At 54.1% G+C, this 17,368-nt stretch carries 22 protein-coding genes, 1 tRNA gene and 1 pseudogene; 13 read left to right on the forward strand and 11 right to left on the reverse strand.

The window, feature by feature from the left end; translation table 11 throughout:
- Positions 1-87: 87 nt before the first annotated feature.
- The 4 genes from J7394_RS19985 to J7394_RS20000 form a co-directional block, all read right to left on the reverse strand.
- The gene (locus tag J7394_RS19985) at positions 88-891 is read right to left on the reverse strand and encodes a hypothetical protein (protein WP_209255730.1); all 804 of its coding nucleotides are present in this window, start codon (positions 889-891) and stop codon (positions 88-90) included.
- Between the two features lie 27 nt (positions 892-918).
- Positions 919-1,350 carry a hypothetical protein gene (locus tag J7394_RS19990; RefSeq protein ID WP_209255732.1) on the reverse strand — a complete coding sequence of 144 codons (432 nt, stop codon included), beginning with the start codon at positions 1,348-1,350 and terminating at the stop codon, positions 919-921.
- Positions 1,351-1,492: 142 nt separating this feature from the next.
- Positions 1,493-3,292, reverse strand: coding sequence for a caspase family protein (locus J7394_RS22935; protein WP_247748325.1), 1,800 nt, complete (start codon positions 3,290-3,292; stop codon positions 1,493-1,495).
- 292 nt (positions 3,293-3,584) lie between these two features.
- Entirely contained in the window at positions 3,585-3,977 is a 393-nt protein-coding gene (locus J7394_RS20000; RefSeq protein ID WP_209255734.1) for a hypothetical protein, read from the reverse strand.
- A gap of 1,283 nt (positions 3,978-5,260) precedes the next feature.
- Between J7394_RS20000 and J7394_RS20005 the strand changes: the two genes are divergently transcribed.
- The 7 genes and pseudogenes from J7394_RS20005 to J7394_RS20035 all read left to right on the forward strand — a co-directional run bounded on the left by J7394_RS20005 (position 5,261) and on the right by J7394_RS20035 (position 9,955).
- Positions 5,261-5,842: a hypothetical protein gene (locus J7394_RS20005; RefSeq protein WP_209255736.1), complete on the forward strand. Its 582-nt coding sequence runs from the start codon at positions 5,261-5,263 to the stop codon at positions 5,840-5,842.
- Complete coding sequence (locus tag J7394_RS20010; RefSeq protein ID WP_209255738.1) at positions 5,823-6,248, forward strand: hypothetical protein; 426 nt, start codon at positions 5,823-5,825, stop codon at positions 6,246-6,248. Before J7394_RS20005 ends, J7394_RS20010 begins: the two co-directional genes overlap by 20 nt.
- A gap of 589 nt (positions 6,249-6,837) precedes the next feature.
- Positions 6,838-7,101, forward strand: coding sequence for a restriction endonuclease subunit S (locus J7394_RS23160; protein ID WP_209255740.1), 264 nt, complete (start codon positions 6,838-6,840; stop codon positions 7,099-7,101).
- A gap of 78 nt (positions 7,102-7,179) precedes the next feature.
- Positions 7,180-7,752: pseudogene (locus J7394_RS20020) on the forward strand (class I SAM-dependent DNA methyltransferase); the annotation flags it as partial.
- 283 nt (positions 7,753-8,035) lie between these two features.
- Positions 8,036-8,191 (forward strand): hypothetical protein, encoded by a 156-nt coding sequence (locus tag J7394_RS20025; protein WP_209255742.1) that lies wholly within the window; start codon positions 8,036-8,038, stop codon positions 8,189-8,191.
- Positions 8,192-8,242: 51 nt separating this feature from the next.
- Entirely contained in the window at positions 8,243-9,106 is an 864-nt protein-coding gene (locus J7394_RS20030; RefSeq protein WP_209255744.1) for a hypothetical protein, read from the forward strand.
- 615 nt (positions 9,107-9,721) lie between these two features.
- Positions 9,722-9,955, forward strand: a complete 234-nt coding sequence (locus tag J7394_RS20035) for a hypothetical protein (RefSeq protein ID WP_170664835.1) — start codon at positions 9,722-9,724, stop codon at positions 9,953-9,955.
- Between the two features lie 31 nt (positions 9,956-9,986).
- Here J7394_RS20035 and J7394_RS20040 read toward each other — a convergent pair.
- Positions 9,987-10,070, reverse strand: a tRNA-Tyr gene (locus J7394_RS20040).
- Between the two features lie 116 nt (positions 10,071-10,186).
- Between J7394_RS20040 and rlmB the strand changes: the two genes are divergently transcribed.
- The 4 genes from rlmB to J7394_RS20060 all read left to right on the forward strand — a co-directional run bounded on the left by rlmB (position 10,187) and on the right by J7394_RS20060 (position 12,475).
- Entirely contained in the window at positions 10,187-10,963 is a 777-nt protein-coding gene (gene rlmB / locus J7394_RS20045) for a 23S rRNA (guanosine(2251)-2'-O)-methyltransferase RlmB (RefSeq protein WP_209255746.1), read from the forward strand.
- A gap of 9 nt (positions 10,964-10,972) precedes the next feature.
- Complete coding sequence (locus tag J7394_RS20050; RefSeq protein WP_170480654.1) at positions 10,973-11,254, forward strand: hypothetical protein; 282 nt, start codon at positions 10,973-10,975, stop codon at positions 11,252-11,254.
- Between the two features lie 100 nt (positions 11,255-11,354).
- The gene (locus tag J7394_RS20055) at positions 11,355-11,807 is read left to right on the forward strand and encodes a YHS domain-containing (seleno)protein (protein ID WP_247748326.1); all 453 of its coding nucleotides are present in this window, start codon (positions 11,355-11,357) and stop codon (positions 11,805-11,807) included.
- Between the two features lie 197 nt (positions 11,808-12,004).
- Positions 12,005-12,475: a CoA-binding protein gene (locus tag J7394_RS20060; RefSeq protein WP_209255748.1), complete on the forward strand. Its 471-nt coding sequence runs from the start codon at positions 12,005-12,007 to the stop codon at positions 12,473-12,475.
- A gap of 2 nt (positions 12,476-12,477) precedes the next feature.
- Here J7394_RS20060 and J7394_RS20065 read toward each other — a convergent pair whose 3' ends face one another.
- The 3 genes from J7394_RS20065 to hisF form a co-directional block, all read right to left on the reverse strand.
- Positions 12,478-13,044 (reverse strand): hypothetical protein, encoded by a 567-nt coding sequence (locus J7394_RS20065; RefSeq protein ID WP_209255750.1) that lies wholly within the window; start codon positions 13,042-13,044, stop codon positions 12,478-12,480.
- Positions 13,045-13,116: 72 nt separating this feature from the next.
- Positions 13,117-13,434, reverse strand: a complete 318-nt coding sequence (locus tag J7394_RS20070) for a phosphoribosyl-ATP diphosphatase (protein ID WP_209255752.1) — start codon at positions 13,432-13,434, stop codon at positions 13,117-13,119.
- The gene (hisF, locus tag J7394_RS20075; protein ID WP_209255754.1) at positions 13,431-14,192 is read right to left on the reverse strand and encodes an imidazole glycerol phosphate synthase subunit HisF; all 762 of its coding nucleotides are present in this window, start codon (positions 14,190-14,192) and stop codon (positions 13,431-13,433) included. Before hisF ends, J7394_RS20070 begins: the two co-directional genes overlap by 4 nt.
- 118 nt (positions 14,193-14,310) lie before the next feature.
- Between hisF and J7394_RS20080 the strand changes: the two genes are divergently transcribed.
- The gene (locus J7394_RS20080) at positions 14,311-14,757 is read left to right on the forward strand and encodes a DUF302 domain-containing protein (protein WP_247748327.1); all 447 of its coding nucleotides are present in this window, start codon (positions 14,311-14,313) and stop codon (positions 14,755-14,757) included.
- 5 nt (positions 14,758-14,762) lie between these two features.
- On the opposite strand, the gene hisA is transcribed toward J7394_RS20080, so the two are convergent.
- Positions 14,763-15,482 (reverse strand): 1-(5-phosphoribosyl)-5-[(5-phosphoribosylamino)methylideneamino]imidazole-4-carboxamide isomerase, encoded by a 720-nt coding sequence (hisA, locus tag J7394_RS20085; protein WP_209255756.1) that lies wholly within the window; start codon positions 15,480-15,482, stop codon positions 14,763-14,765.
- A gap of 123 nt (positions 15,483-15,605) precedes the next feature.
- Here hisA and J7394_RS20090 point away from each other — a divergent pair, with 123 nt between their 5' ends.
- Entirely contained in the window at positions 15,606-16,007 is a 402-nt protein-coding gene (locus J7394_RS20090) for a DUF2147 domain-containing protein (protein ID WP_170374923.1), read from the forward strand.
- 4 nt (positions 16,008-16,011) lie between these two features.
- On the opposite strand, the gene hisH is transcribed toward J7394_RS20090, so the two are convergent.
- Together hisH and hisB are read right to left on the reverse strand one after the other, a co-directional pair.
- Positions 16,012-16,650 carry an imidazole glycerol phosphate synthase subunit HisH gene (hisH, locus tag J7394_RS20095; RefSeq protein WP_209255758.1) on the reverse strand — a complete coding sequence of 213 codons (639 nt, stop codon included), beginning with the start codon at positions 16,648-16,650 and terminating at the stop codon, positions 16,012-16,014.
- The gene (gene hisB, locus J7394_RS20100) at positions 16,651-17,238 is read right to left on the reverse strand and encodes an imidazoleglycerol-phosphate dehydratase HisB (protein WP_209255760.1); all 588 of its coding nucleotides are present in this window, start codon (positions 17,236-17,238) and stop codon (positions 16,651-16,653) included.
- Positions 17,239-17,368: the final 130 nt, after the last annotated feature.

Here is a 17,368-nt window from a genome sequence, read left to right on the forward strand (position 1 = left end):
ACTAAAGACCATCGAAACGCGACGCTTGCTTCACCGCAAATCCGCCGCATAATCACATGAACCAGATGCGCCAGACCCTCTCTTAGCTCACGCCGTCACCTGTCCCAAAATCCCTGACGACGGACAGCCAGCCAAGGCTGAGTCGCTGACGCGCAGTTGCAGTTGGCTGGTGTCTGAAGGGTCGAATACGTCGCTCGCCGTGACAACGCTGATCGTCAGATCGAGCGCTGATATAGTTTCGGACCCATCGTTGTCCTCAAACGCTGTACCTGAAATGTCGACATCAATCCGACGTCGACCATTGACGTTCTCTCGTGCTGTTATGTCAGCTACCGCAAAGCTCAGATCGTCAACAATTGCGTCTACGTCTACGTCAACGCTGTCTGTTGCCGTTTGTGTATCTGTTGGCAGTGTCGCCGCCTGATCCACGGACGTTACCGTAGCTGTCAACTCCCCTCCGACGATGGTTTCGACATCTCTGTCGTCATTCTCCAATGGAGTGACCCGCAAGGCCCCATCGAAATCTGTAATGCCCGGTGCCAGCGCTATTGTCAGCGTCGTCCCCGACAGCGTAGCCGAGGTGATCTGGGCCGCACCCTGTTCGAACAACGCAAGATCGACCACCCCTCCGGTGTCAGCAACCCACCCCGCAGGCATGTTTTCGATCACGATCTGAGTCAGCGCCTCGGAGCCGTCTTGGTCTGGCGTTTCCGCGTCGATCAAAAGAAGGAACGAGCTGTCCTCATCAACGATGAAATTATCCGGCCCAAGCTCGTCCACGTTCGGCGTGCTGTCGTCGACCAACAGGATGATTGTCGGCTCGGCAACGGGCGTCACGTTCAGTTGGAAGCTTTCGGTCGTGACGTTGGGATCACCTTCGTCGGTGTCCACGGTGACAGTTATGTCGATGACGCCGGACTAATGCGTCGGCAAGCTGGCTACGGCCAAGCTCTGCAGCTCGGCCACTGTTCCGGTCCACTGAGTGTTGCCCGCATTCAGAACCGTGCTATCGCTGAGCACAGTATCTCCGGTGGGCAGATTGGCGAAATCCAGTGTCAAAGAGGTGATCGATTCAGACCCGTCGATATCCGTAATATCAACGTCGAGATTGAGCGGGATCGGCGCGCCTAGATCCTCAATTACAGTGATGTCTTGAGCGGTGATTTCAACGTCTTGCTCAGAGTTTACTGTGACCGTGAAGGTTCCCGTTTCGATCCCGTCATCTGGGCCAGTATCCGTTTCACCGGCCAGCAAAGCCTCATCCGTAGTGAAGGTCGCACTGCCGGTGATTGGGGTTGTGGTTGAAAAATCATCGGGCAGCCGGACAACCAGATTTTCATAGTCGGCCAAGCTGAGACCCGTGAGAGTAAGATCCGGACCCGGCAGCGCCGCAAGGAACGACACTCCGTTGTTGATGGAATACTGTGTTCCAGGCGGTATGCCATTCAGTGTAACATCGACAGTCGCAACCGACTCAGATCCGTCTGCTGAACTACTGTCTGGTTATTCTGACATCGACAAAATAGTTTTTGTCGAAACGGCCCTGCGTTGTTTGAAGCGATCGGCCGCGGCTGAAATCCGTCGGCAGATTTAGAGAGATTGAAAAGGGAACAACAATTACACTGTTAAACAGATAATTTGTTTTGCCTGAGATCCGCAGTTGACCGCTTTCATTCAGGGAAGCTCGGTATTTCTTTGATCTCTGGTCGCCCCCCAACGATCGGTCAACGGCCCTAATCAGCTGGAAGCCATTACTGGTTTTTCGGTACTGCAGCCACAACATAGTAGTAACACTTGAGCCAGCATCAGTTCCCAGAGGGTCCGGACGCCTTCGAATGTCAATTATGTACTCACCGTTGTAACCGCTTGCTGCTTCTTCATGTGGTTGCACCTGAGGTGAAGAAGGCGATGTTGTATTGGGATTTTCTTGGCCCTCCGAGTTTCGTGTTTCAGATTGCGCATTGCGTTTCAGAACGGCATAGGACTCCTCCGTCAGGTAACCAGTTTGTGCTTCACCATTTTCACTCTGAAATTCCCGTAAGGCAGCGCGTGAACGGGTGCCAAAAATTCCATCAACCGGGCCCACTGAGAAACCAAGAAATCTCAAGCCGCTTTGCACTGCCCGATATTCATTCGGCCCCAAATTAAGATCTAGCTCGGCTTTCTGTTCAGAGTTTTGAGCAATAGTTGACGCAGTTTCATTTTCGCGATCGTCGGAGACTGCTTTGTCCGTGACCGAAGTATCGGATTGAACAATCGGGTTTTCCACAGTTTCTATTTCTGGAGTAAGTGCTGCCACAGCTGACTTTGCCGCAAGTCCGGCTTGTGTTTTCGGGTATAACCGGGCGATCACATCAAGTGCGTTAAGCCGTACTTTCTCGTCCTCAAGCTTTAACGCTTCGCTCAAGACGCGCTCAGCAGAAGCTTCACGCTTGTCGAGTTGATTTTTCTCGCTTTCTTGTAGTCTGGGTATGAGGTCACTTTGATTTACTGACGAAGCCGCTGGAACTAGAAATATATCGGATCCAGGCAACGAACCGTAGGTGAATGGCTCTTGGTAACCTTTGGTTTGGTTGAAAACCGAATCTCTTACCTTTCGAAATAGCTTGCCAAGCTCCAGCCCTGGGACTTCGATATGCTCAAGTAACGCAGTTGCGTAGGGACTATTACGCCCCTTGCCATCAAGCGCTAATGTACCTCCACGGGCGGAATACCCAACAAGAACGCCACTTGGATCGATCCGAGCCAAGCCTTTCCCGATTGAGCGGGATGCGGTGCTTCGAGCCATACGGGTGAGGAACGGGTTGTTGCGGCATGCATCCACAAGAACAATGTTCAGGCCTTTTGCTGGCGAGACTGCATTCACTACTGTCTCAAGCCTTACAGCCTCGAACTCAATGTCCCTATCACTTCTCAGTTCAGCATTGACCGGAATCAGGTAATTGGTGTTGTCGATCTCGATGCCATGACCCGCGAAATAGATCAAAACAACGTCGGCATCTGCTGCAGTTTCTGAAAAGTCGCGCAAACTAAGCCGCAATTGTCGGTAGTCAAGGTCGTACTGTTCGGTGACGTCAAACCCTATTCGTCTAAGCGCCGAAGCAATATCCCGAGCATCATTTTCAGGATTTGCGAGTTTCGCAACTTGTTCATATTTGGAGTTACCAATTACAAGGGCCACACGTTTGGCATTGGCCGAGAACGCTGTTGTAAGCAAAAGACACACAGCGATTATCACTCGCAGATAAATGCGGCAATCCTTAATGCCGTTGACTAAAACAACTCGTCTCATAGTCTTGTTGCGCTTGCAAATATCTGGCTTCAATAGTGAACTTTGGTTTTTACGATGATCGCAGTTTAGCCGAAATCTGTCAAAAGCGACTATTTACGTCTCTGTTTCGAGCAATATTGGTCAAGGGGATTGCGAGGGTGTTGAGCAATCCGTTGCCATTTCTAGTCGCGACAGGAAAAGAAATAGTTGGTTTGAGTTCTTGTCAATTATCAAGGAACTAAGCTCAGTTGGTCTCAAAAAATGAAATACCCCCGAGCGCAGGGGCGCTCGGAGGCTTTACGGGCAAATTGATTCACGCATAGACGATGGAAAACCCATAGCCGTCCACATGAATCACTGGCACTTCGCACAAGTTGATGTCCCACAGCTTATCCACATAACCAGTGTCAAACACTACCAGCAAGTCGAACCGACAATAACCATTGGGAAAGTCTGGCTCGAATTCACCATAGTACCCTGCATGCAGAGGATACTCGCCCATCAAGTTGCGGCCCCAAATCGGGTCATTAATATTGGAGATGTAAAGCTCCGTCACACTTGTGAACCGTGAATCATTGATGAGGTCGAATTCTCGGTCAAGCCCATCTCCAGCATTTGCTGCAGAACTCATCACCGCTGCAAAGATGGTTGTAGAAACGACCGTAAGCGTTGCCGGGTCCATAAGTGCTCTCATCATCTTGAACATTGTCTTTTTCCTTTTGTCTAAGAGATCAGCACCGCGCTGATCTCGTATCCTCAAGATGCGAGAGCTATTGGATGGTACGAATCATAAGTTCTGGTGAGTGATTTTGGTTTTCAGCAACCATCCCAAATTTTGGTAAGCCCAAGTCACCTGAAAGCCTTAATGAAGTCGGTGTTTGAGACCGAAAGCACGAAAGATGCTGAAAATCAGCTGCTTAAACTCCTGAGGGCGTGAAGCCAATGCAGATTTTCATTGATGTACGGGACACGAGTTTGCCACAGATTGTTGAACTTTCGCAGCGCCTAAACTGCGATCGAGGACGGAGCATTCTGAGTTTTTCATTTATCGCTAGTTATGGTGTTGGGTTTCGCATAGATGGCCTTCGCGATATCTAAGGCTGTCTTCTTCCAAAACTCGTTTGCTGATGGAAATTGGCGGGAATGAAATTGCATTCGGCGGAGATTGAGAAACTAACTGAACCGAATTTGCTGAGAGTATTCAAAGAAAACCCTTGACCCTATTCCCAAAACGGAATGCCCCTGAGCACAGGGGCGCTCAGGGGCATTAAACCGTATACTTCGATCTTAGAGGTGTCACATTGTTTGAAGTTCCAAAGCTTGTCTACCGAACAAGTGTCGAACACACCACACTCGTTGAAGCCGCGACAACCCCATTGCGGCTAGAAGGAAACAACTCGTAGAACCCAATATAGGGGATACCAGCCCATCAGTTCGGGACCCCAATCGGGCTTGGCAGCGTCGATGAAAGGAAGCTCCATTTCAGTCGAGTACCGAGATGTGATAGCTAAACTGTTTGTCTCATAGGGATTGTACCATGCGTTTGCGTTGGGACTCATCTCCGCTGCGAATATGGTCGCGGATAGGGCTGCAATCTTGGCCAAGTTGATAAGTGCTGTCGTAATCTTGAACATTGCCTTTTTCCCTCATCTTAAAAGAACAGCAATGCGCTGATCTTGTAATCTCAAGATCCGAGAGCTATTGGATGGTAGTACTCATTAGTTCTGGTAAGCAGTTTCGGTTTTCGGAAACCGTCCCAAAATTTGGTAAGCCGAAATCATCTGAAGACTTCTATGCGAGCATCTGTCGTTTTTTTCGTTCAGTTGCGCTGGAAAATGTGCGAATTGACTACGCACCATAGATTTAGGGACCGCTCCCGCCCACTATATGGAAAACCAAGATGTTGCACCGATCTGGGCGATTACAAGTTTCTGGTAAGCTTACCAATTTTTGGTTAGTGTCGAATCCCAACAATAGCGACTGTGAACCATGGAACCAGGACTCGTTTGCCTTTCGGCAATGCGCGAAGCTCGAGCAAAGTTTTATGCTGGTGTAGAGGCACACGCCGCTGCGCACTGTGGCCTTGATGATGTTGCCTTACTTGATCGAGAGGATCGCAAGACGCTGAGAAGTGATGCAGTCGCGCAAATCGCCGAGTTCTTTTACGTTTTGAAGTACAGCAAAATGAAGATTCCGGGTGATTTGGAAGGTTTCTTAAGAAGACACAATGACGATATGGCCGCCATGGAAGCATCGTGTCGCAATGGATACACCGTGGGTGGGCTTTCGTTGCAAAGGTTGAAACGCGCAAAGTTCAGCGATCCACAGATAAACTATGTGCTTCATGAATCGGAGAGTGGTGAACCGCGCTTCGACCAACAATCTCTCCAACGGATTTTCACGCAGATTATGTCATTCGAAACGTGTAGAAACGTTTTGTTGGTGCTTGCTCAATTTGGTCTACTGCGTCGTTGGGACTTTAATTTGGTTTTGATAGGTTCAGACGGTACGCTCGAGGGATTATACAGAGCGCATCTTGAGGAAATCGTGGATGCGGTACGATCAAGTTAGAGTTTGTCCATTCATTGCTTGTCTTTTGATGTCTGCGCCGGTTTTCGCAGATGAAACGCTGACCATTGCAGATGTAACGGAGGCCGCATGTGCTTCGTTGCTTCCAGACGCGAAGTTAGCGCTCGGCCAATTGGCTCCAGAACTCACAGAAGAAACCAGCTACTCGTTCATTGCCGAAGCTATCTACCGGCATTGCGCAGCTTTGGGTATTGTTCCATTTGATGAGCCCGAACAAAATGAGCAGACCAGATCGCATAGTGCTGGCGGCGAAACGCCTGCTCAGCGATCGGACAGGTTGACCCGGGAAGCACGCTATTACTTTGAAACAGCGATGCAAATTGATCCAGATGCCTCCAATGACTTGTTGCGCAGGCTACTTGGAAGCGGACCCAAGCCAAAGGATTAAGGCCACTGAACCGATTTAAGAGTACGTACGGTATTCCGTTTGCGATCAGCAACATCCTTGTCGCAATCATCTGAAATTGACGACGGTCGGCAATCTGTTGTTGGACTAGTTTGGTGAGCCCGGTGAATAGGGCGCGGCATATCTACAAGAGTATTGTCGGGCTTTGTTATCCTTGCACCAAGTCGGACTCCGAGAAATGGCGGTTGAACCAAGCGTTTGAGGACGGTTGGGAGAGCGGGGAGCTTGAGTTTTTGGCGAGTGTGCCTAGGGAAGACTTGGCGCTTTACTGAGATGTCGGGAGCCACCACAGGCAGCAGATTCTGGATCGAGAGCTTGAGATTTAGTGCGAAACTTTTGTTTGGTCTCAATTCAGTCATCAATGTAAACTGCTAATTAGATTGATCAAAATGGATATTGGTCAGCGGGGGTGGAACGAAGTCAGCGACTGGCTGCATCTGAAGCACGTTTCCCATATTATGGAGCCACTGGTCAGGTTGGCGAAATTGACGACTTCATTTTCGATGGCCCCGCCGTGCTTTTGGGGGAAGACGCAGCCCCGTTTTAGGACCCCTATAAAGACAAAGCCTACTTGGTTTCTGGCAAGTATTGGGTGAACAACCATGCTCACATTCTCAGAGGCAACGCCGCAATCGAAAATGCCTTTCTCTGCCATCAACTAAATGTAGTGGACTACAGAGGTCGAGTATCTGGAACGACTCGCCTCAAGCTCACGCAGGCTAGCATGAAAGAGCTACCAATTCGCATAGCGCCCTTGCCTGCCCTATCGGGTGACAGTGGCCACCGCTACGATGTAATCCTCACGAACCCGCCTTTCGGCAAGAAGTCCAGTTAAACTGTTGTCGGAGAAGATGGTCAGGTCTCGACCGAGCGCGAAAACTACGAACGCGACGACTTCAAATTCACCACCTCAAACAAGCAGTTCAACTTCCTGCAGCACATCATGACCGTCATGGACACCAATGGCCGAGCCGGTGTGGTGTTCCCTGACAATGTCCTTTTCGAGGCTGGAAAGGCCGGCGAAGGTATACGCAAGCGGCTGCTTGAGGGGTTCAGTTTCCACACGCTGCTAAGGCTCCCTACGGGCATCTGGTATAGTCCTGGGGTGAAGGCGAACGTCCTGTTCTTCGACAAACGCCCAGCATCTCGCGAAGTCCAAACCAAGGCCCTCTGGGTCTACGACTACCGGATGAACATCCACAAAACGCTGAAGACCAAACGCTTGTCGGAGAGTGATTTCGATGAGTTCGTGCAGTGTTACCGCGACCGCAAAGGATGCGAGCGGTTCCGCAAATTCGACTATGGGGAACTCGCGGCCCGAGACAAACTTAACCTCGACTTATTCTGGTTGAAAGACGACAGCCTTGAAGACATCGACAACTTGCCCGAACCAAACATCTTGGCGGCAGAGATAGTCGAAAACCTTGAGGCCGCGCTCGACCAGTTCCGAAGCGTCGCCAGTGAATTGGACGGGGTTACTAAGTGAATTGGTTGAATACGCTGGGAAACCCATAGTGTTTTCTTCGCACCGCATCTACCATTTCAATTTTATTTTCGCTACAAAATCCAGTGGCTGCAAGATGGATAGAGAGGCTCCCGCAAGCCCCCCATGGGGTAGCATCATCAAACTTGAGCGACCGGATAGTCGAGCGGCAAGCCTCTTGGGCTATGGCCTTTGATAAGCATATTTTTCACACCGATTATCGCAATCATCGGGATATTGTTGTTGCAGGAAATCTCCCCCAAAACCTACGCGAAGGACACGAAAAATGTCTGACCAAGATGACAACGACCTAGGATGGAACCACGCCGTGAACCGCCCCAAGACAAAATGGGAAGCACGGGCTGATGGGGCAGTCGCTGCGATAAAGCTGACGATACTGGGCGGTATATTTCTCGCGGTTCTCATTGCGATGCTCTCCTAGTATTTCGCCCCGCTTTGAGAGAAACAAACGAAGCCATCAATCGTTAGAGAAATGAAAAAAACTTTCAGGATTATTAGAAACACATGGCTGCTGCTCTCGCCATTGCTATTCGCCGCATCTCTAGCATTTAGTGTACTAATCATGGCTGGAGGCGCGGTCTTCAACTTGGCATCTAACGCGTTTGAGGCGATCACCGGAAAACAGTCCGTCGCATCACGCCACCTCACCGAAACCAAAAAACTCAAGGCCGACGTAGCCAAGCAAAAACAACTAAACAGAAAACTGAGGTCAGACGTGAGTTCCCTTTCAAGCCAGTTGGCAAACAAAGGGGCCTCTGCGCAGGCAATGGTTACACATAAAGGCAAGCGAACTACTGCTAAGGCCGCGGTTCTCGCTACAAGCGCTTCAGTTACAAAACGGGCTGCGGTTGCAGCGGGTCGAAGCGCAGGCTCGGTCGCAGGACAATCCATACCCTATGTCGGCACTGCCGTTGTCGTGTCCGTTACTGCATTAGAGATTTACGACCTGTGCGAGACCATCAAGGACTTGAACGCGCTAAGCGAGGCCTTCGATCCGACTTTTCAAGCCGACGAAAACCAAAACACCGTTTGCTCAATCGAGGTTCCCTCTACAAGCGAGGTATGGACCGAAGTTAAAGAGGCCCCAAGAAATGCGCTCGACACCGCGAAGTCCAGTATGCCTACTCTTGAAGAACTCAATAGCATAGAAATCCCAGACATAGACTGGGCGGGAAACTACGCTTGGGCTGAGACGCACATAGATCGAATATACGACAACGGTCGCGATGGCGTCATTTACCTATGGGACGGAACCAAGGACGGCGCGGACAGCTTGAAAGAGAAGCTGCTTGCTTGGTGGCATGGAGATAAAGCGGTCAGCGCGAAAAACCCTTAGCAGCCTTTAGGCTGACGGCGTCATCTACTTTGCAATGCTTTTTGTGATGGTCGTGAAGTTACAGGTCGGGGTATTTTGTGACTTTCTCGCAGCACACCAACAGTGGCCCGAAAAGCACACCCGGACCAACTCCAGACTCGCAATGCCGAACTATCTATATGATAATAATATACTTTTTACGGTACTCCGAGAAGTTCGGGAAAGTGTGGGGGCACCACTTTCAAGCAAAAACAGTATGTTGCCCTGCGTAAATAGTCGATTCATGCCAACCTGTTGAAACAAAGATCAAGCGCGCTTGGTGACAACAAAGCTTGGCGCGTTCGAAAAAACTGAAAACTCTATGCGCTGTGTGAACAGCATCACTGAACACAAAACCGAAAGCCGCCATAGTCAGAATTGTAACGAGTTAGCGTTCATGGTGTGTTTCGAACGCGAGATCGGTTTCTCCTCCCTGAGATAGGGGCGCGTTTTGTTTCCAGCGCGCCCCGTCTTCTTTTGGGCTCTGTGTCATGCTCACCGATCTAATAAAGACTTCAATAGGAGTCGCTAGGCACGCCTTTGCCAAACGCTCTCACCGCCCTACAATTTGGGTGTGAACAAACGAAGCGAACGGCCATGCTGGAAGAAAAGCGCAAAGATCTTGATTCGGAGAAGCAAAAACAACTCCTCCGGAAGTTGGTTGAAGATCTGAGTAAACAGCAGATCGACCTCTACTATCAGCCCACAAGCGAAATCGCCGCGTTTCTTGAGAAACAGATCGAAAGCGGTGAGTCTCTTCTGGCTGAAGACAGGGCGCTTCTACGTCGGTTGAGCCGCCGCGATATCGAAGTGCTTCTCAGTCTACACTGATAGATTTGCCGAAATTTTCTGCTAGAGAAAGTGGTGGGCGACCCTGGAATCGAACCAGGCGTGCGTCTCCGCGAGGGAGTTACAGTCCCCTGCCACACCTTGCGGCCTGTCGCCCACTGTCAGGCGTTGCACCTGACGTGGAGGCGTGATTACTAGCGCACCAAAGGAGCGTCAACAGGAAAATACCGCTTTGACGCAGGAAATCGAACGCCCGGCCCGGAGGCCAATAAAATGAAGAAACCCAAGTGGGTCGTGGAAAAGGAACAGGCGCGCAAAGCAGCGGCTTCGGAAACGGTTTGGCTGTTTGGCCTGCACGCCGTGCGCGATGCGTTGATGAACCCGAAACGGCAGAAATTGCGCCTGATTGTGACCCGAAACGCCCGTGACAAGCTGGCAGAAGCCATTGATTTTGCGGGCACCGAGGCCGAGATGGTCGATCCAAGAAAGTTCAACGCTCCGATTGATCAGGGATCAGTCCATCAGGGTGCCGCCCTTGAGGTCAAGCCGCTGGAATGGGGCGGGTTGACCGAAAACTGTATCGGGCGCGAACACCCTCGCGTGATTTTGCTGGATCGGGTGACAGACCCGCACAATGTCGGGGCGATTCTGCGCTCGGCCGAGGTGCTGGGCGCCAGTGCTGTGATCGGGACTCGGCACCATTCCGCGCCTGAGACTGGGGCGCTGGCCAAAACCGCAAGCGGCGCTTTGGAGCGTCAGCCCTATTTGCGGGTCCGCAATCTGGCCGAGGCGATTGTCGAGTTGCAGGGCATGGGCTATCTGGTGCTGGGTCTCGATGGCGAGGCCGAGGATACGATCGAGGCTGCGATAGGCGATCACCGTGATCGTCCGGTGGCGCTGGTGCTGGGTGCAGAAGGCCCCGGATTGCGGCAAAAGACCAAGGAAACCGTGGACAAATTGGTGAAAATTGACGCAGCCGGTGGTTTTGGATCTTTGAACGTCTCAAATGCGGCGGCGATCGCCCTATATGCCTCACGGTACACAGGATAGGAGCGCGTCATCTCTGGCCCATCGAAAATCGCCACCTGCTGCTATTGTGGGACCCGAGCGGCCCTTGTCCTGAAGGGAAAGCAGCGGCATGAGCTGAGCTGTTCCAGCTGCGGCGCGCCGTTGCATGACCTCAAAATGCTGCCCAAGCGCAAGGTTACCGAAAGCGCACCTAGAAAACATGCGGTATCCCACACCGCCCCGCCGAAATCCAAGCGCAAGAAAAAGAAGAAAACCCTGTTTTCGCGCGTGATGGATGAGGCCTGGGATGTGATCGAGGATATCTTTGACTGACCTTCGCGCTTTCGGGGTGTTCACAACCACGTCATCTGGGGTGTCTCGCAGCGCAAAACGTTGCAGATTGAGACGCTGAGTCCATGATTCCGTTATACCTATGCCAATCCGCCACGCTCTCATTGGCGCGCTAAGCGCCACTCTTATCGCTTCTGCCGCTGTTGCGCAGCCCGTGCCCGTGTATTTCGCGCCCGAGGGGGCTGCGATGGCGGGATACGATCCCGTGTCCTATTTTCAGGGTGACATACCCGTGCAGGGCCGTCCCGAGATTTCAGTGACGTGGAAGGGAGCCGAATGGCATTTCGCGTCTCTCGCAAACCGCGCGCTGTTTGAGGCGAATCCGCGGGCCTTTGCCCCTCAATTCGGGGGGTATTGTTCCTATGCGATGGCGCAGGGTCTCCTCAAGGGAACCGATCCCGGGGCCTGGCAGGTTGTGGATGGTCGCCTTTACTTGACGTATTCGCCTGAAATTGAGCGGAAATGGCGTGAAGATCAGGTGGAATACATCCATCAGGCCGAAGGGAACTGGCCTGAGATTCTGTATCGGGAATAGGCGATCCTCCGCCGCTTGTGAAAAGTCATCACAAAAATGAGCGCACCCTCTTTTTTTTAACCAAAACATGCCTAAATGTCACAGTGACCGCGGAACGGAACTGCCGCGGGTCATTTCACTGTCCCTCGTTCCAACAACTGGCGCCCAAGGTTTCTTGGGCGCTTTTTTCTTTTCCGGCCCTCGCATAGGGTAGCGATATGGCTGACTATTCTGATGAGTTCCTGAGATCCATTCTGAAGCGCAACAAGACCGTTGCCGTGGTCGGGGTGTCCATGAACGAGGTGCGGCCGAGTTTCTACGTGGCCCGCTATCTGTCGCTGAAAGGTTTTACCGTGATCCCGGTCAATCCCGGCCATTCGGGAAAGCAGCTTTTCGGTCAAACCGTGCGCGCCAGCCTGTCAGACATCACGGAAGATGTTGATATGGTGGATATCTTCCGCCGCTCTGAGGCTGTGCCTCCGATCGTGGATGAGGCGCTGGAGGCGTTCCCATCCTTGCGCACCATCTGGATGCAAATCGGTGTTGAACATATCGAGGCCGCCGCCAAGGCTGAGGCGCGCGGCGTGGATGTAGTGATGAATCGCTGCCCGAAGATCGAATATCAACGCCTGTTCGGAGAGCTGCGCATGGGTGGCTTCAGCACCGGCATCATTTCATCCAAACTATAACGTCACTGCGCCTGGTAGGGTTTGAGACGGGCCACCTGTTCTTGCCTGCGCTTTTCCAGAACAACTTCACGCGGGACCCAGTCATATCTTGTGTCTTCCTGCAGCGGAGACCAGAAAAGAACCCCGCCATAACGCCACGGGTCCAAAACCACGCCGTCATAGAGCGACTCGCCCCGCGCGCTAATAATGGCTGTGCTGTGGTCGATTCGCAGCGGATTGTCGGCATTGGCGATGGCGCGATGCATGTCCAGCGTTTGGAAGTTTTCTTGCTTCAGCCGCCGCTCAATATCTTCGGCCCAGTGCCAGCATAAGCCACGCGGGCGCAGGCCCTTATTGACCTTGGCATTGTGGATCAACGGAGGGTCGGTGATCTCGTATTCCTGCACCAGTTGCGCGGTGTAGGAATATGCAATGCGGGCGGCCCGGTTGGCCTCAGCCGGGTCGATATCGGGGCCGAGGTTTTGGATTTCCGAAGCAAGCCTCTGCACCTCATCTCCGGTAGACGGTGGCGGGGCCGCACAGGCGCCCAAAGTCACGAGGGCCAGAACGCAGGCCAAAGCTCTGATCATTGTGATGTCCCTCGACCGATAGACCGTGAAACATGATCATAGAACCGCTTCGGCGCAGACGGAAGACTGAGCTTAACTTTTTGGGCGTGCGGCCTTTTCGGCGATACCGCTCAGGCCCTGACGCCGCGCTAGCTCCTCCAGCACATCGTCCAGCGCAACGTCGCGCGCGGCCAGCATGACCAGCAGGTGATACAGCACGTCGGCGGCCTCGGCCGTCAGCCCGTCCTTGTCGTTCTTGACGGCTTCGATGATGGCTTCAACGGCCTCTTCGCCGAATTTCTCAGCGCATTTCTCTGGACCCTTGGCCAGCAGCTTTGCCGTCCAGCTGCTCTCCGGGTCTGCCCCTTTGCGCGCCTCGATTGTGGCGGCCAGATCGTGCAGGATGCTCATGTCAGCCTCATCGGGATACCGGCGGCGGCCATGTGTTCCTTGGCCTCGCGGATGGTGTATTCACCAAAATGGAAGATCGAGGCCGCCAGTACGGCGCTCGCCCCACCTTCGGTTACGCCTTCGACGAGATGGTCCAGATTGCCAACCCCGCCCGATGCGATCACAGGCACATCCACCGCATCGCTGATTGCGCGGGTCAGCGGCAGGTTGAACCCTGACTTGGTTCCGTCCCGATCCATCGAGGTCAGCAGGATTTCTCCGGCACCTTTAGCAACCACTGTTTTCGCGAACTCAACCGCGTCGATGCCGGTGGGTTTGCGGCCGCCATGGGTGAAGATCTCCCACTTGCTGGGGCTGACGGTTTTGGCGTCGATCGCGCAGACGATACACTGGCTGCCGAACTGGTCTGCCGCCTCGGCAATCACATCCGGGTTGGCGACAGCGGCCGAGTTGAAGCTGACCTTGTCAGCCCCAGCCAGCAGCAGGGCACGCACGTCATCCTTGGTACGCACGCCACCACCTACTGTCAGAGGAACAAAGCACTGCTCGGCCGTGCGCTGAACCACGTCGAACATGGTGCCGCGGTTTTCATGCGTGGCGTGAATGTCCAGAAAACAGATCTCATCCGCGCCGGCGGCGTCATAGGCCTTGGCCGATTCCACCGGGTCGCCTGCATCGCGCAGGCCCACGAAATTCACACCTTTGACCACGCGGCCATCGGCGACATCCAGACAGGGAATGATACGGGTTTTCAGCATGCGCTTTCCTTTGTTGCCCGCACCCTTACCGGCAAAGCCCCGCCGATGCCAGACTTGTGATTGCCACCCCTCTCAAACCTGTGAAAACTGTCCCCAAATTCATCAGGAGATCAATAAGATGCGAAACCTCTTTCTGACCACCACCTTCCTTTTTGCAGGAGCAGTTGCCGCAATGGCTGACGATATCATCAAAGTAGAAACCGCAAAATCTGTGCCCGAGGCGCTGGACGCCCTCGAAGCCGCTGTGGGCAACGCGGGCGCGACCGTCTTTGCACGCATTGACCACGCCGCAGGGGCCGAAAAGGTCGGCACGCCAATCCCGCCCAATCAGGTGCTGATCTTCGGCAACCCCGCGCTGGGGACGCCGGCCATGCAGATCGACCCGCGTGCAGGCCTGTTCCTGCCACTAAAAGTGCAGGCCTATGAGGACGCGAACGGGCAGGTCTGGCTGGCCTATGAAGACCCGAAAGAGACGATGGATGAGCTCGACGAGGTCGAAAACTCGCCCGTGATCGAGAAAATGCGCGGCGCGTTGAAGAAATTGACCTCGGCTGCCGCGCAGTAAGGCGTTTAGCTCAGGGCGCGAATGGCCTCAGCCAGGTCAATCGCGCCATCATACAGCGCCCTTCCCGAGATCGCGCCGTTCAGCTCAACTCCGCAATCGCGCAGGGCGATCAAATCGTCCAATGAGCTGACGCCGCCCGAGGCAATGACCGGAATGGAGACGGTTTGGGCCAGCGCGGCTGTGGCTTCGATATTCGGGCCCTGCATCGCGCCGTCGCGGTTGATGTCGGTATAGATGATTGCCGCAACGCCAGCATCTTCGAAGCTGCGGGCCAGATCGGTGACCTGCACATCGGTTTCCTCGGCCCAGCCTTTGGTGGCAACCATGCCGTTGCGGGCGTCGATGCCCACTGCGACCTTGCCGGGGAAGGCTTTTGCGGCCTCGCGCACCAGATCGGGGTTTTCGACCGCAACGGTGCCCAGAATAACCCGCGCCAAACCCTTTTCAATCCAAGTCTCGATGGTGGCCATGTCCCGGATACCGCCACCCAACTGAGCGGGCACGTTGCAGGCCTTCAGGATCGCCTCGACCGGAGCGGCGTTGACCGGCTCGCCCGCGAAGGCGCCGTTCAGGTCGACAAGGTGCAGCCACTCACATCCCGCTTCAACAAAGGCACGGGCTTGCGCGGCCGGGTCCTCGTTGAAAACGGTGGCTTTGTCCATTTCTCCGCGCAGCAGGCGAACAGCGTTGCCGTCTTTCAGGTCGATGGCGGGATACAGGATCATGTCGGGCGGCCTTATCTGAATGTTACACGGGCGGCGTATCGCACAAGCGGGTTAGCGACGTAAAGTCAATCTTGCCCGAAGCCCGGTACCGGGCCAGAGTGAACCCAAATCAGGGAGGTTATCATGAAGAAACTTGCACTTTCGATTGCTTTTGCATCGCTGGCCACAGGCGCGATGGCGGCAGATCCGGCGGATGGGCTGTGGAAAACGCAACCCGGCGACACAGGTGGGTACCTGCACGTGTCGATCAGCGAATGCGGCAGCGCAATTTGCGGTACAATCGACAGCGCCTTTGATGGCAATGGCGATCAGATTCTGGACTATGAAAACCTGGGCAAACAGATCATCTGGGACATGGTCGCAGAAGGCAGCGGCAGCTATGATAACGGCAAGATCTGGGCCCCGGATCGCGACAAGACCTACAACTCCAAAATGACGCTGGACAGCCAGAACCAGCTGACGGTCAAAGGCTGCGTCGCAGGCGGATTGGTCTGCCGCGGGCAGACCTGGACCCGCATTCAGTAACGCCCTAGGGCGCCCAAGTCAGGAAGTTGCCGATCATACGCAGGCCAACATCCTGGCTTTTCTCGGGGTGGAATTGCATCCCAAGCATCGTGTCGCGGCCGATCACGGCTGTGACGTCCTGCCCATAGTCCACATAAGCCAGCCTTTGCGCCGGATCCGTGACACGGAAATGGTAGGAGTGGACGAAATAGACATGATCGCCGGATTTCACACCATTAAACACCGGGTGATCGCTATCCAAAACCAGATCGTTCCAGCCCATATGCGGCACCTTGAGCGAAGCGTCCGAAGGCTCGATCCGCAGCACGTCCCCAGCGACCCAATTCAGACCATCGGTTTCGGTATATTCATGGCCTTTTGAGGCCATCAACTGCATCCCGACGCAGATACCGAGGAAGGGGCGACCTTTCTGTTCGACCGCCTCAACCATCGCGTCATAGATGCCCTTGTGGCCACGCAGCTCGGCGGCGCAGGCCGGAAAAGCTCCGTCCCCGGGTAGCACCAGCCGGTCCGCGCGCGCGACGACATCCGCGTCCGAGGTCACAACGACCTCACCCGCATCAAGTTCCTTCGCCATACGCTGAAAGGCTTTTTCGGCCGAGTGCAGATTGCCGCTCTCGTAGTCGATGATCGCGGTGAGCATTTAAAGCGCACCCTTCGTTGACGGAATCGCATCCGCCTTGCGCGGGTCGGTTTCGACCGCATCCCGCAGGGCGCGGGCAACGGCCTTAAAGGCAGCCTCCGCGATGTGGTGGCTGTTGAAACCGTGCAGTTGATCAATGTGCAGCGTGATGCCGCCATGGGTGCTGAGCGCCTGAAAGAACTCGCGCACCAGCTCAGTGTCGAAGGTGCCGATCTTCTGGGTTGGCAGGTCCACGTTCCAGATCAGGAACGGGCGCGCGGACAGGTCCAGCGCACAACGCACCTGCGCGTCGTCCATGGGCAAGTGGCACTCGCCGTAGCGGCGGATGCCTTTCTTGTCGCCCAGTGCCTGCGTCAGAGCCTGACCCAGCGCGATGCCGGTGTCTTCGACCGTGTGGTGGTCGTCGATGTGATAGTCGCCCTTGGCGCGGATCGTCATGTCGATCAGCGAATGACGCGCCAACTGATCCAGCATGTGGTCAAAGAAGCCAACGCCGGTCTGGTTGTCATACTGGCCGGTGCCGTCCAGACTGATCTCGACCGAGATCTCGGTCTCGGCGGTCTGACGGCTGATCTTTGCGCTGCGCATGGGCGAATTCCTTTTGCTTCGAGGGAGCTTATAGACGGGGTTGGGCGGGTTGATCCAGAGGCCGTGTCGCGATCGCTTCAAACTGTTGCAGGGGATTGCACACAGGTCCGGGCCGTGCCAGCCTGCCGGA

The sequence above is a fragment of the Ruegeria sp. R13_0 genome, assembly GCF_017743995.1.
Taxonomy (GTDB): domain Bacteria; phylum Pseudomonadota; class Alphaproteobacteria; order Rhodobacterales; family Rhodobacteraceae; genus Ruegeria.